This is a genomic window from Gilvirhabdus luticola, from assembly GCF_040117515.1.
GTDB lineage: Bacteria > Bacteroidota > Bacteroidia > Flavobacteriales > Flavobacteriaceae > Gilvirhabdus > Gilvirhabdus luticola.
The window spans coordinates 825,449-838,958 of record NZ_JBEEEN010000001.1 but is presented as its reverse complement, the minus strand read 5'-3'; the positions used below and the strand labels follow the sequence as shown (position 1 = coordinate 838,958).

Sequence of the window (13,510 nt, the reverse complement as noted above, 5' to 3'; positions counted from 1 at the left end):
ATTTTATTTTATTTACTTATTCAAATTTCATTATTAAAACGAAAATTTACTTAATTCCCTTTTAAGGTAATAATCTATGTTTTTAGCTTGTTTTAAATTTAATAGAGAGTTTAAATTATAATTTGATTCAATTTCAATTGATTTCATACTATGATCCCTATTCATATAAATTAAATCGATATTTGGATAAATCTGAGTAAGAATTTTGGCTAAATCATTTACTGAATATGAATGATCTAAAATATTATAAACACCAGATTTAATTGCAGTATTTGTTATGACGCCAGAAATAGTTTCGCTTAATCTTTGAACATGAATAAATGACCTTTTTTGATTTCCATCTCCAAATATTTGGATTTTATTAGAAAAATGGGCTTCAAAAATAAACTTATTAAGAACTGTATTTGGTTTATAACCAATGGTACACCCATACAAGACTCCTGATCTCAATATAAATTTATTAATAGATTTAGGAAGGCGTAACAATATTTCTTTTTCTCCTAAAAATTTAGACTTCCCATAATTTGAGTATGGCATTGGATTGTCATTCTCATTAAATTTACTTTTGTATATTCCGTAAACAGAAAAAGAACTCAAGTATATTATATTCTTTACAGACTTTACACTATTAATTGCGTCAACTAAAATACTTGTGCCCCAATGATTTATCTGATCAAATTCGTGAAATCCATTATCACTCATTGGCGTGACTGTTTTGGCTGCAAGATGTACTATGGTGTGTATTTCGTGCTTCTTAAATACTACCTTCAATAATTCATTGTCTAAAATGCTACCTTCTACAAAAGTTACTTTACTCAACAATCTTAAATGAGATAAAACCAAATCATAATTATTGTTTGACAGGTTGTCATAAATAACAATTTTTTTTATCTCTTCATTTTTAAATAATATAGGAATTAGAGATGAGCCAACATATCCAAAACCACCAGTAACTAAAACATTCATTTTTTTTCTATTAAATTAGTATGCAGCCCACATTCCATTTTATTCTGACCAAACCATCTACTATCTCTACCGTCTTCAATATTAATGTTACTAACATTAACTGTACATGGTTGGCATCCAATACTAAAATACCCGAGAGATTCTAAAGGGTGTTCTGGTAAGTGATATTTTTGTCTATATTGATATATCAATTTACTATTCCAATTTAACATAGGATGGTACCTTAATTTGCCATTAGGAGTTTTTTCTATTTTCTGCAAATTTTTTCTAAAGGAACTCTGATCTTTTCTAACTCCACTAATCCATACATCATATTCGTTAAGCAAATCATTAGTAGGTAAAACCTTGTTTAAATGGCAACAATAATTGGTGTTGCTTGTATAATAAAAAAACCCATTTTTATCTTTTTGATTTATTTTTGGAATTGGAGACTCAATGGTTTTAACCTCAAGGCCTAACATGCTAGAAACTTTATTCTTAAAAACATGTGTTTCTACAAAGTGAAATCCTGTATTGATAAAATATATATCGACTTTCAATTCTAAAGTTGCAATTATATGAAGAAGCGGTATGCTATGCGATTGAAACGATGAGGTTAAAAATATTCTTTTTTTTTGATTTAAAAATTTGCGAATCTCTTGTTTAATTTCATTTACTTCTTTTGAGAAATCAAGCATAATTATTTATTTTTTTAAGCTAACAATATCAAAGATTAATTTATAGCATATTCTAATAAATTGATGCTTAAAATTTACATATTTTCTCACAAAAAATGATTGTTCTTGCTGTGAAAATTTAAGGTTTTTATAAAAAGAAAAATTAGCGCTTAATAAAGATTCTTTATAGTCATTAAATATGGGAATTAATTCAGGGTGATTTTCAAAAGTTAGTTGTTTTTGAATCAATCTTGCAGAACTAATTTTGTTTTGATTATTAAAAGGATTATGCTTTATATAGTGAAAAAACACCAAATCATATTCCTTGTCTACTAAATACTTATTATCTATTTTATTGAATGTTATTTTTCTGTTTGGTAAATTATAGAAAGCTACATTGTTCCCTTTGTGTTGTGACACTTTAACATTAAAAAAGGTAGGGGCAAAATTAAGCCAAACTTGGTCGCCTAATAATCCAAACGCTATGAGTTTTTCAAACCACCAATCTAAAAATTTTATTGTTTCATTAGACTTTTTAACCGCAAAAAAACCTGTGTTAAAAACTCCGGCTCTAGACAGCATTCTTAACTCAATGTTTTCTTTGTCGTTTGCCAAGGGTGTTAGTAAGTGAGGTGTTAGTAAGATGTTTGAAGAGTTTAAATCATACCAAATGTTTTTTAACGAATTAAAAATTAGTATATCAGAATCAAGAAAAACTAGCTTCTGGATTTCCGGATTTAGTTTAAGAATCATTTTGGCAGCAACTGGCTTAAACGCCATACACATCTTATTAATAGGAAAGCGTTTAACTAAATTATTAACAACTTCATCTAACCCTAATTCGTCTATATATAGAATTTTAATTTCTTTTGGAATATGAGACTCGAATTCATTTGTTGTAGGTCGAAATAATACAATATAAAAATCTGTTTCTATATTGTGTTTTCTTAAACTATTAAATAATGATATTGAGAAACCTAAATAGTTTGGTGTAGAAACCGTAAATACAGCATTCATTAATTTTTGTTTTTAAAATAGCCCATTAAGCTTCTTAAACTTTCCCCAGATGCTCTTAATATTAAAAAAAATATACATTCTATATAAGTCATTCCAGCATTTCTTCGGGCTTGAAAATTTTCTTTTAATAAGTTTACAAACGACAATTGACCACTTGTCCCTCCTAGTCTGAAATTTGTTATAGGTTTGTTAATATAGTGGAATAATTTCTTGTTAGTTAAAAAAGACTTAAGGACAAACTCGTAGTCTGAAATAGACTTAAAAGAGGTGTTGTATTTTCTAACTTTGTAAATTGATTCATGAATAAACATTGCTGGGTGGCTATAGGTCATTGAATAATACTTAAACTTGAATTTAGAAGGGTTAAAAGTGAATTTTTTTTTTGCCCCATTTTCTAATACATCAAAACGGTCTGCATGAAAAATTCTCTTACTCGGGTTTCTTAAATATTCATTAACTACAATTTCTACCGCACTTAATTCATACCAATCATCGCTGTTTAATATCCCTATTAGTTCTCCTGAAGCGATATTAATTCCTTTATTCATTGCATCATAAATACCTCTGTCGGGTTCACTTATATATTTACTAACAGATTTATTTTTCTTTATAATATCTAAAGTCCCATCGCTTGAGTTTCCATCAATAATTATATGCTCAATGTTTTTATATGTTTGGTGTTTTATACTATTAATTGTTTGTTGTATATGTTGCTCTCCATTATAAACAACCGTAATAATGCTAATTAAAGGCGTTTGCTTCATCTAAATAAGAATCTTTTTTGAATGTCTTCATCTGTCATTTTTCTGTTGTTCTTGTTCAATACAGTTCCAATAGCAAACCAAAGAATTATAAACGTTGGTGTGAAAGCAGGTCTGAAAGATATTAAGCTTAATATTGTCATGATTAGAATAAACAGCCCCAGCCTTTTAATGAATTTACTATTCGATTTAAAAATAGCCAAATATGCTGAATTTATCATTAAAGTTACCGTGAGTAAAAAAAGAACAAAGCCTCCTTTTAAAATCATTTGTAAATACCCAACTTCAATTGTTATTCTATCCGAAGCATCTCCCCACCATTCTAGATTTAGATAATTAGTGATGTAGTTTTTGGTGTGTTCCATAAAAGGGCTGAAATAGGTTCCTAGAGACCCTTTCCCAAAAATAGTTTCAGCATTACTTAAATCATCAAATAATTCGTTAAATAAAAAGGTTCTTGAATCTTGAAATTCAACTATATTATTAGCCATTCGGTTTATATTTTCATAGCCATAGGTGAAGACTAAAATCAGCAAAATTACAAAACTAAAGATGATGTATTTCAAAAAAACTCTTTTAATTTTTATATGTTTTAGTCTCTCGATTATTAAAAAAAATAGCACTAAAAATAAAAAAAGAAATTCTATTCTTTGTTTTAAATTAATTGCTAAAAGAATATAGATAGTTAATGCAATAATAATAATAATTCGATTTGTTAATTTAAACCTATATACTCCTAGTAAAAAAATAAAGTTAATGGGTCTTAAAAGCCAAGTCCATTCGGTTGGAGATTTCCCTTCTACAGGAAAAAAGGCATAGGCAAATATCATTACCATAAACATAAAAAAAATAGCTCCAACAATTACGTTCCAGTTTTCAACTTTTTGACCTAAAATAATTAATACAGGGACGAACCATGAAAAAGCCATATAAACATTGCCAAAGTTAGTGAGCCAATCTTGAAGGTTTAATGAAAAACTTCTTACAACCACAATTACACTCCAAAAAAGAAGTAAGTAAAAAATTATTCTAGTAGTTTTAGGTATACTTAAAAGATTTTTTCTATTGATATAACATAAGAATAGTATAATTACAACAGAAGTTAATAAAAAGGATGTAATTACTATATTCTCAATATTAAATCCATCTGGTCGAAATAAAAAAAGCAAGGCGACATATATGACATTGGCATATATCGCTAACTTTAATAATTCTTTTTGGGTAATAAACATCCTATATAATCTCAAGAAAGAGGTCTTTTTTTAATCCATGAAAATTCTTTGACAAAAAATAAATTCAAATTAAATTTTCTAATTATATATCCAACTATGTAATCAAACAAATCCATAAAAAACTTGCTATTTTGTTTACTGTTTAATGCATTAATCTCACATATAATTTCTTTTTGATTGTATCCTTGTAATTCCAAATCTTCTGATCTGATTTTTTTAATTAAAGAAATTGCGAATTTCTTTCTAATCTTTGAATTAAAAGTTGTTTTCCATTTTCCAAGGCCATTAGAAGAAATTTCTGAATACGAACTTGGTCCCAAAAAATCGCCAAGAGATCCTTTTGTGTTTTGGGAGTTAAACAGCTTTAAAGATTCTTTATTAAAATCTATATTTAGATAATTTGAGACTTTATCTAATTCTTCTAATGGATTTAAAATAAAATCTTCGTATTTGATAGAAATACTTATTCCCATGTATTTAGAATAACCTTGACTCAACATTTTGGTTCCATCAACAATATCATTATAGTTCGCATATTGCTTTCTAAATCTCCCTTTGCCCCAAGTGTTAATTATAGATGCAAAAACATGAATTGGATTCCTGAATAAAAAAATGAATTTAGCTTTTGGAAAGAGTTTGACGATTTCATCAATGATTAAATAATAACGTGGTGTTTTGTCTAAAAAATATTGTTCATTATTTTGGCATTGTTTTGAATACAGGTCTAACATAAATTGTCTTAATGAATCAAAGTAATCTTCTTCTTTATTAGGAAGGTTATTAATAAAATCCATATTCCCTTTATGTGCTGTAAGACTAGAGTAATCTGAAAGGGTTCCTTCTTTTCGTAAAATGTAGATTTGTGGTAATAGGATCCATGGTTCTGAAACACTACAAATTTGAGGGTTGGACATTAAGACCCTTTGCAATAATGTTGAACCAGACCGCGGCAAAGAAAAAATAAATATTGGTGTTTCCAAATTTGCTTTTATTTAGATAAAAATGGAATATAAATAGTCCAAAATCCTAGTCTTTTTTTTATCAAAAAAACCAATGTAACATTCCAAAAAATCATTGCAACAGAACTGGCGATTGCAGCACCATTATAACTATAGTCCGGAATTAAAATAAAGTTTAGACCAAGATTAATTAAAAATGCTAGTATTATTACATTTTGATACGTTCTTTGTTGATCTGTCATTTGCATAATATATCCAACCGAACCAGATATGGCATTTATAAACCTTGAAATGCACAAATATACTAAAGCCAAATACCCTACTACAAATTCATCACCTAAAAAAGACAAAATCTTTTTTGAAAAAACAATTAACACAAATAAAACTGGAGCTGTAAGTAGAAATATCATTTTTGTTGACTTTTTTACGGTTTCCTTTAACCCGTTCATGTCGTTTTTGGAAAAAAATTCTACAAACTTAGGCGTAGCTATTGCATTGATGGCTATTAGGGTAATTCCAGATAACGCAGCTAGTTTTAATGACGAATTATAAATTCCAATATCTTTAGTAGTCTTGAAAAAAGACAACATGAGAATATCTGACCAGCCCATTAAGAGGGCAAAAGAACTTGAAAGTAGCATTGGCACAGAGATATTGACTATTTTTCTGTAACTGTAAATGTTTTTTCTTAATATAAGTGTGTTTTGTTTTCTCCATAAGGTAAACACGACTAATAAAATTGCAAAAAACAAAGCGATACAAATAGAATAGAAGTATAGCTTAAAAATATTAAATTCTATTTCCTTCCAATGGAAAATAACAAGTAGTATTAAAAATAAAATGTTTATTAATGTTGTTTGAAAGAGCATAAACAACATAGGTTTCTTTAAAGCTTGAAATATGGCCGAAATAATGACTAAAACAGTCATAGGGAAAATCGCATAACCAACAATTATTAAATATGGTTCTATTTCTTTTTGATTTAAAACTTCTTTGGCCAATACTTCAGAAAAAGCATTTATAGCAAAAATGACAACCAATGATAAAATTGCTGAAATAAAAAGTGATTTAAATAAAACTGTGATAATCTGTTTCTTGTCATTAAAAGTGTTCAGTTCAGTTATAATTCGTACCAATGAATTATCAAATCCAAACTTTGGTAATAAAATCGTTATGCTTAAAATAGTAAAGCACAACGAATATATTCCCCACTCTTCAGCGCCATAGTTGGTTGTTATAAAGATCATAGCCAAATAGCCAAAGGCCATTCCTAATAGTCTTACTATTAAAGAAATTGAGCTTCCCTTAAGAAGCTCAATGAAGTTTTTGTCCTTATCTTTAAAAAAACTAATCAATGCAAAATCTGTTTAATTTAAATCTTGAAAGCTATCCAAAATCTTTGGTCTAACAAATATAATTGGGTTATGTCTATTATCCACAGATTTAGTAGTTAAAGTGTTTGTTTCAGAGTTATACTCTACATACTTATTCATCGTGAAGTACTGTAATAAATTTCCTTTTGTAATTACATGCTCCAAGTCACCATACGAAATAGTTATACTATTAATTTGAACTTCTTTTTCCTTTTTTGTGCCCAATGCCAAAAACATTTGTCTGTCGGGTTTTATACCTTCTGGAAATTCAAAATGTAATACTTTTTCTGTTTCATTGGAATTCAATTTACTCTTTATAGATATATTCATAAACTGGCTGTTGTTCAAAAAAATATCATTTAAAAATAAGGAGAAGTCATCAGGTTCTGATGTTTTTAAATCTATTTCAAAAATCAATTTGTTGGTATTACTGGTTTCCTCTTCTATGTTCTGGGCAGTAGGTATTTCGGTTTTATTATTATCCTTACAAGACAGCGAAAGTAAAATTAACAATACTACGAATACTTTAAGTTTTAATTTCATTTATATTATTATTAAAAATTATATGGGAGTTTTTTTTACAACTTTAATTGAGCCCAAATTTAGGAAAATTTTACGTTAATTTGTCGAAGTTTTCTTAATGAAGTAAAATGAAACTGTTGTTTAGAAAATATTGCTAAAAATGAAGAAATGAAAATACTAAATCTTGGTTGTGGGACGAAAACAAGTATAAAGCCGGAAGTAACTAATATTGACTGGTCTATCTATTTACGCCTAAAAAGAAACTGGCTATTAAGACATATTGTTCCGCTTTTTGTTAAAGGAATCCGTTTAGAACGATTTAAACAACTGGGCAATAATATTATGGTTCATAATCTTGCTAAAGGAATTCCTTTTGAGTCAAATTCAATAGATGTTGTTTATCATTCACACTTACTTGAACATCTCGATCAAGATGTGGCTAAACAATTTTTATTAGAAATTAAACGGGTACTCAAACCTAATGGTATTTTACGAATAGTAGTTCCCGATATGGAAAAAGTGTGTAGAGATTACGTCTCGCACATTGAGGTTTCGGAAAAAAATGATGTTGAAGCTCAAAAGCACAACCAATATATTTCAGCAATAATAGAGCAATCTGTAAGAAGGGAGTCGTATGGTGTTAGCCAACAAAAGCCATTTAGAAGGTATCTTGAAAACCTTCTTTTGGGAGATGCTAGACGAAGAGGAGAAACCCATCAATGGATGTATGATAGAATTAGCTTAAGTACATTATTAATCAATTTTGGATTCAAAGAACCACAAACCCAGAAATATAATTCTAGTACCATTACTAATTGGAATAATTATGGTCTTGATTTTGACCAAAATGGTAATGAATATAAACCAAATTCACTTTATATAGAGGCAAAAGCTTAAAGCCTGTATAACTAGGGTTGCTTTGTATACTAACTAAACTATCATCCCAGCAGCAACAGTTTCGTTGGTTGAATCATCAACTAGTATAATGCTTCCTGTGGTTCTGTTTTCGCGATATTCATCAACCATTAAAGGCTTTGTGGTTCTTATTTTTACTTTAGAAATGTCGTTCATATTTAAATCTTTATCATCAGTAATTCTTTCTAAAGTATTGATGTCTATCTTATGTATAATTTCTTTAATCATTGCGGTTTGGTCATTCGAAGTGTGCTTAATTGTGTATTTAGCTCTTGGTTTAGCAGGATTGTTATTTAACCAGCACAACATAACGTCTATGTCTTGTAATGCTCTTGGTTTATTGTTTGATCTCACAATCATATCGCCTCGACTTACGTCAATATCGTCTTCAAGAGTTATAGATACGGACATTGGTGCATAGACTTCTTCTAAAGGTCCATCAAAAGTGTCAATAGACTTAATTTTGGATGTAAAGCCCGAAGGCATAACCGTAACTTCTTGACCTACTCTAAAAATGCCTCCAGCAACTCGTCCTGCGTAACCTCTATAATCAATAAATCCTTCTCGCTGCGGACGTAATACGGTTTGTACAGGAAAACGAGAATCTACCTTATTAATATCGCTACTTATATGCATCGTCTCTAAAGTATGCAACATTGGTGCTCCTTGATACCATGGCATGTTTTCTGAACGATTAACAACATTATCGCCCAATAATGCACTCATAGGAATAAAACGCACATCTGTAACCAACATTTTTGAAGAAATTTCTTCAAATTGAGTCACAATAGTATTAAAAACGTCTTCAGAAAAATTGACTAAATCCATTTTGTTAATACACACAATAATGTGTGGTATTTGCAATAAAGAGGCAATAAAGGCATGTCTTTTAGTTTGCTCTATAACCCCATGACGCGCATCAATTAAAATAGTTGCCACATTTGCAGTTGATGCTCCAGTGACCATGTTGCGTGTATATTGTATATGACCAGGCGTATCAGCTATAATAAATTTTCGTTTAGGTGTTGTAAAATATCTGTAGGCAACATCAATAGTAATACCTTGCTCTCTTTCATCTCTTAAACCGTCTGTAAATAATGCCAAATCTACACCGTCATGACCTTTCTTTTTACTTGTGTTTTCGATGGCTTCTAATTGATCTTCAAAAATTGATTTTGAATCGTAGAGTAATCGTCCAATTAAAGTACTCTTACCATCATCCACACTTCCCGCGGTTGTAAATCGTAATAATTGATTGTTATCTAACATGTTTTATTATATGTTTTTCGAATTAAAACTTTTGATTAAAAGTATCCTTGACGCTTTCTGTCTTCCATAGCGGATTCAGAACGCTTATCATCACTTCTATTGCCGCGTTCTGTTTGACGCATTCCTGCAACTTCATTCGCTATTTTTTCCAAGGTATCTGCATCAGATTCTACTCCTCCTGTAATAGTAATATCTCCTAATGTTCTAAATCGTATCTTTTTAGTGACGATTTCTTCATGGTCTTCTAGAATTAGAAATTCTGAATTTGGTATCCAAGAGTTTTGCCTCCATACCACTTCTCTCTCATGAGCAAAATATAATGATGGAATGTCAATATTTTCTCTTTTAATATAATTCCAAATATCCATTTCGGTCCAGTTACTTATTGGAAAAGCCCTAAAATGTTCGCCTTGAAAATGTTTTCCATTGAAAATATTCCAAAGTTCAGGCCGCTGATTTTTAGGATCCCATTGACCAAAATCATCTCTATGAGAAAAGAACCGTTCTTTGGCTCTAGCTTTTTCTTCGTCTCGCCTTCCACCGCCAATAGCACAATCTATATTATTTGACTCAATAGCATCTAATAAAGTTGTTGTTTGGAGAGCATTTCTAGTGGCGTTTTTTCCCTTTTCTTCCGCTACTCTACCATCATCAATAGATTCTTGTACAGATCCAACAATAAGTTGAGCTCCCAATTCTTTAATAATATTATCCCTAAAAGCAATGGTTTCAGGAAAATTATGCCCAGTATCTACATGCATTAAAGGAAAAGGTATCTTCGAAGGATAAAATGCTTTTTTTGCTAAATGAGTTACAACTATAGAATCCTTACCTCCAGAAAACAATATTACTGGATTTTGGAATTGAGCCCATACTTCTCGCAAAATATAAATTGCTTCGCTTTCTAATTCGTCTAAATAGTTTAAAAAATACTTACTCATTTTTAGAGTTTTAATTTTTCAGATATATAATCTGTAATTTTATTGGCAGCCGACTCAACAGATTCGACTTCTGTTTTAATTTCAATATCTGGATGTGTAGGTGCTTCATAGGGTGCAGAAATTCCTGTCATGTTCTTAATTTCTCCTGCTCTAACTTTCTTGTAAAGCCCTTTTACATCTCGTCGTTCACATTCTTCAACACTAGTGTTTACAAATATTTCGACAAAATTAACATCTTTGACGATACTTTTAATGTTTTCCCTATCTTTTTTATAGGGTGATACAAAAGCAGCTAGAACTACTAACCCTGCATCTATCATAAGAGCAGCAATCTCTGCTATTCTACGTATGTTTTCTGTTCTATCTTCAGGAGAAAAAGTAAGGTCGCTATTAATACCCTTTCTTATATTGTCCCCATCCAACGTATATGTTTTTATTCCTTTTTCGTGAAGCCTTTGTTCAACAACATTAGCGATTGTAGATTTCCCAGAACCCGAAAGCCCTGTAAACCATAATAAAAACGAATTGTGGTTATTTGACTTTTTTCGGTCATTTTTTGAAATCTGATATGTATGCGGAATTATGTTCTCTTTCATTTGACAGTTTAATGTTCTGAAAAAATATTTCTAATCTTTCCTAGTGGAATTTTTAACCACAATCTTTCGTGAAAATAATAAAGTACAAATTTCGTAAATAATTCTATTAAGGCAATATATAAAGCTATTTCATCAAAAGCATTAAGAATTGTTCCAGAAATAATAAAAGTCATAGTTGTTGCTATTACTCTCCAAGAAATAGTTTTTAAAAGTGTTTTTCTTGCTGAAAGTTTTCCCTCTTTTAAAGCTTTTTGCCATACTCTCTCATGAATGTAATACACAATAAGCTTTATTAAAAACTCTGCTACACCAATTTTTATAGCATCGTCTATACTACAATTCCCTGATAAACAGGTAATGAATAAGACTATTAAAATTGTATCTAAAGTAGCAACTATACGCCATGAAATGCCTTTTATAATACTACGCAAATGAGACTCTTTTTTGTATTCCGTCATAGACATTACGTTTTAGACACTAAAAACCATGGATTCAGAAGGTTTTCTTTATTGTATAGTAAAGGTTGGTTGGTTTCTTTTGAAATAACATTGACGCCAACAGCATTACAAATTGCTTGTCCTGCTGCAGTATCCCATTCCATTGTAGGAGCGTACCTTGGGTAAACATCAGCATTTCCTTCGGCCACTAAGCAAAACTTTAAAGAACTTCCTTTTGAAACGATTTCTACCTCTTTTCCGCTTTGTTTTAATCCTTCAACAAAATCCAACGTTTCTTGACTCATATGTGAACGGCTACCGACAACTTGAATTAATTTTGAATTTGATGCTTTTGGTTGTAATTTAATTGCTTGTTCCAAAACCCCCTCAACAGAAACATCATGTGAATTGACTTGAGATTTTAAAGCAATCTCATTTTCTACATCTGCAAAATAAACGGTTTTTGTGGCCGGAACATATATAACTCCTAAAATTGGTTTTTCATTTTTAACCAATGCTATATTTACGGTAAATTCTCCATTTCTTTTAATAAACTCTTTAGTGCCATCAACTGGGTCAACTACCCAACAAGAGTCCCAATTCTTTCTCACTTCATATTCGGTCTGTTTGTTTTCTTCACTAATTATAGGGGTTTTTGTTGGAATCAAATACGAATTAATAATTGTATTGGCTCTTTTATCGGCTTCAGTTAAAGGTGATTTATCATCTTTATATTCTACCTCAATAACTGAATTATAGACTTCCATAATGACTTTTCCTGCTTTTAAAGATGCTTCAATTGCAGTTTTTAAACTCTTATTAATCTCTAACATACCATTTGTATAATTTTTTTATTCCTTCCTCTAGTTCAACCGAATGTCTCCATCCTAATCCATTTAATTTGGTAACGTCTGTTAACTTCCTCATTGTGCCATCTGGTTTACTTGTATTATAAAACAGCTCGCCATCATAACCAACAATTGTTTTGATCATTTCTGCTAATTCTTGAATTGAAATATCATGACCAGTACCAATATTTAAATGTGTATTTCTTATTTCGGTTTCTTCCTCTGAATATGTGTCGGAGAAATCTCTGTTCTCCATAATAAAAACACAAGCGTCCGCCATATCTTCAGACCATAAAAATTCTCTTCGTGGTTTTCCACTTCCCCAAATTTCAACTCTGTTTTTAGTGACTCCAAAAGTTTCTAAATAAGCTTTGGCATTTTGTATTGAGTCCATTTTTAAATCTTTTAAGACTGCGCTAAAATTAGATTCATTTAATAGTTTCGCAAGATATATTTTTCTAATAAGTGCCGGAAGCACATGTGATTTTTCTAAATCGAAATTATCATTTGGACCATACAGATTGGTTGGCATAACTGAAATGAAGTTTGCGCCATACTGTAAATTATAACTTTCACACATTTTTATTCCTGCAATTTTGGCAATGGCATAGGGCTCGTTTGTGTATTCTAAAATATCTGTAAGTAAATACTCCTCTTTCATTGGTTGAGGGGCATTCTTTGGATAAATACAAGTGCTCCCTAAAAAAAGAAGTTTTTTAACATTGTTCAAATAGCTATGATGAATCACATTATTTTGAATCATCATATTCTGATAAATAAAATCAGCCCTGTAAACATTATTTGCAACTATACCACCTACTTTCGCTGCAGCTAGAAAAACATACTCAGGCTTTTCTTTGCTGAAAAAATTAGCAACTTCTTTCTGATTGGTTAAATCAAGTTCTGAATGTGTTCTGGTTAGAATATTATTATAGCCTTTCGATTCAAGGTTTTCTAAAATAGCACTACCCACCAGGCCTCTATGCCCTGCAATATATATCTTGGATGTTTTTTGCAT

15 protein-coding genes are annotated in these 13,510 nt (G+C 30.3%); 1 reads left to right on the top strand and 14 read right to left on the bottom strand.

The window, feature by feature from the left end; all coding sequences use genetic code 11:
• Positions 1–33: 33 nt before the first annotated feature.
• From AAFP94_RS03830 to AAFP94_RS03795, 8 genes are read right to left on the bottom strand one after another with little or no spacing between them, the layout of a single operon-like run.
• Positions 34–966 carry an NAD-dependent epimerase/dehydratase family protein gene (locus tag AAFP94_RS03830; protein ID WP_316660378.1) on the bottom strand — a complete coding sequence of 311 codons (933 nt, stop codon included), beginning with the start codon at positions 964–966 and terminating at the stop codon, positions 34–36.
• Positions 963–1,643, bottom strand: a complete 681-nt coding sequence (locus AAFP94_RS03825; protein ID WP_316660380.1) for a phosphoadenylyl-sulfate reductase — start codon at positions 1,641–1,643, stop codon at positions 963–965. Before AAFP94_RS03825 ends, AAFP94_RS03830 begins: the two co-directional genes overlap by 4 nt.
• Before the next feature lie 6 nt (positions 1,644–1,649).
• Positions 1,650–2,639 (bottom strand): glycosyltransferase, encoded by a 990-nt coding sequence (locus AAFP94_RS03820; protein ID WP_316660382.1) that lies wholly within the window; start codon positions 2,637–2,639, stop codon positions 1,650–1,652.
• Complete coding sequence (locus AAFP94_RS03815) at positions 2,639–3,403, bottom strand: glycosyltransferase family 2 protein (protein WP_316660384.1); 765 nt, start codon at positions 3,401–3,403, stop codon at positions 2,639–2,641. The genes AAFP94_RS03820 and AAFP94_RS03815 overlap by 1 nt, the downstream gene beginning before the upstream one ends.
• Positions 3,400–4,647 carry a hypothetical protein gene (locus tag AAFP94_RS03810; RefSeq protein ID WP_316660386.1) on the bottom strand — a complete coding sequence of 416 codons (1,248 nt, stop codon included), beginning with the start codon at positions 4,645–4,647 and terminating at the stop codon, positions 3,400–3,402. Before AAFP94_RS03810 ends, AAFP94_RS03815 begins: the two co-directional genes overlap by 4 nt.
• A complete protein-coding gene (locus tag AAFP94_RS03805; RefSeq protein ID WP_316660387.1) occupies positions 4,644–5,612 on the bottom strand; it encodes a sulfotransferase family protein in 969 nt (322 codons plus the stop codon). The genes AAFP94_RS03810 and AAFP94_RS03805 overlap by 4 nt, the downstream gene beginning before the upstream one ends.
• An 8-nt stretch (positions 5,613–5,620) precedes the next feature.
• The gene (locus tag AAFP94_RS03800; RefSeq protein WP_316660388.1) at positions 5,621–6,946 is read right to left on the bottom strand and encodes a flippase; all 1,326 of its coding nucleotides are present in this window, start codon (positions 6,944–6,946) and stop codon (positions 5,621–5,623) included.
• Positions 6,947–6,958: 12 nt separating this feature from the next.
• Complete coding sequence (locus AAFP94_RS03795; protein ID WP_316660389.1) at positions 6,959–7,507, bottom strand: hypothetical protein; 549 nt, start codon at positions 7,505–7,507, stop codon at positions 6,959–6,961.
• Positions 7,508–7,654: 147 nt separating this feature from the next.
• On the opposite strand from AAFP94_RS03795, the gene AAFP94_RS03790 reads away from it, so the two are divergent.
• Positions 7,655–8,383, top strand: coding sequence for a class I SAM-dependent methyltransferase (locus AAFP94_RS03790; protein WP_409628076.1), 729 nt, complete (start codon positions 7,655–7,657; stop codon positions 8,381–8,383).
• Between the two features lie 33 nt (positions 8,384–8,416).
• Here AAFP94_RS03790 and AAFP94_RS03785 read toward each other — a convergent pair whose 3' ends face one another.
• From AAFP94_RS03785 to AAFP94_RS03760, 6 genes are read right to left on the bottom strand one after another with little or no spacing between them, the layout of a single operon-like run.
• Positions 8,417–9,670, bottom strand: coding sequence for a sulfate adenylyltransferase subunit 1 (locus tag AAFP94_RS03785; protein ID WP_316660392.1), 1,254 nt, complete (start codon positions 9,668–9,670; stop codon positions 8,417–8,419).
• Positions 9,671–9,705: 35 nt separating this feature from the next.
• Positions 9,706–10,611, bottom strand: a complete 906-nt coding sequence (gene cysD / locus AAFP94_RS03780) for a sulfate adenylyltransferase subunit CysD (protein ID WP_316660393.1) — start codon at positions 10,609–10,611, stop codon at positions 9,706–9,708.
• A 2-nt stretch (positions 10,612–10,613) separates the two neighbouring features.
• Positions 10,614–11,207 carry an adenylyl-sulfate kinase gene (gene cysC / locus AAFP94_RS03775; RefSeq protein WP_316660394.1) on the bottom strand — a complete coding sequence of 198 codons (594 nt, stop codon included), beginning with the start codon at positions 11,205–11,207 and terminating at the stop codon, positions 10,614–10,616.
• Positions 11,208–11,215: 8 nt separating this feature from the next.
• Positions 11,216–11,665 carry a DUF2061 domain-containing protein gene (locus tag AAFP94_RS03770; RefSeq protein WP_316660396.1) on the bottom strand — a complete coding sequence of 150 codons (450 nt, stop codon included), beginning with the start codon at positions 11,663–11,665 and terminating at the stop codon, positions 11,216–11,218.
• Positions 11,666–11,670: 5 nt separating this feature from the next.
• A complete protein-coding gene (cysQ, locus tag AAFP94_RS03765; RefSeq protein WP_316660398.1) occupies positions 11,671–12,477 on the bottom strand; it encodes a 3'(2'),5'-bisphosphate nucleotidase CysQ in 807 nt (268 codons plus the stop codon).
• The gene (locus AAFP94_RS03760; RefSeq protein WP_316660400.1) at positions 12,464–13,510 is read right to left on the bottom strand and encodes a GDP-L-fucose synthase family protein; all 1,047 of its coding nucleotides are present in this window, start codon (positions 13,508–13,510) and stop codon (positions 12,464–12,466) included. The genes cysQ and AAFP94_RS03760 overlap by 14 nt, the downstream gene beginning before the upstream one ends.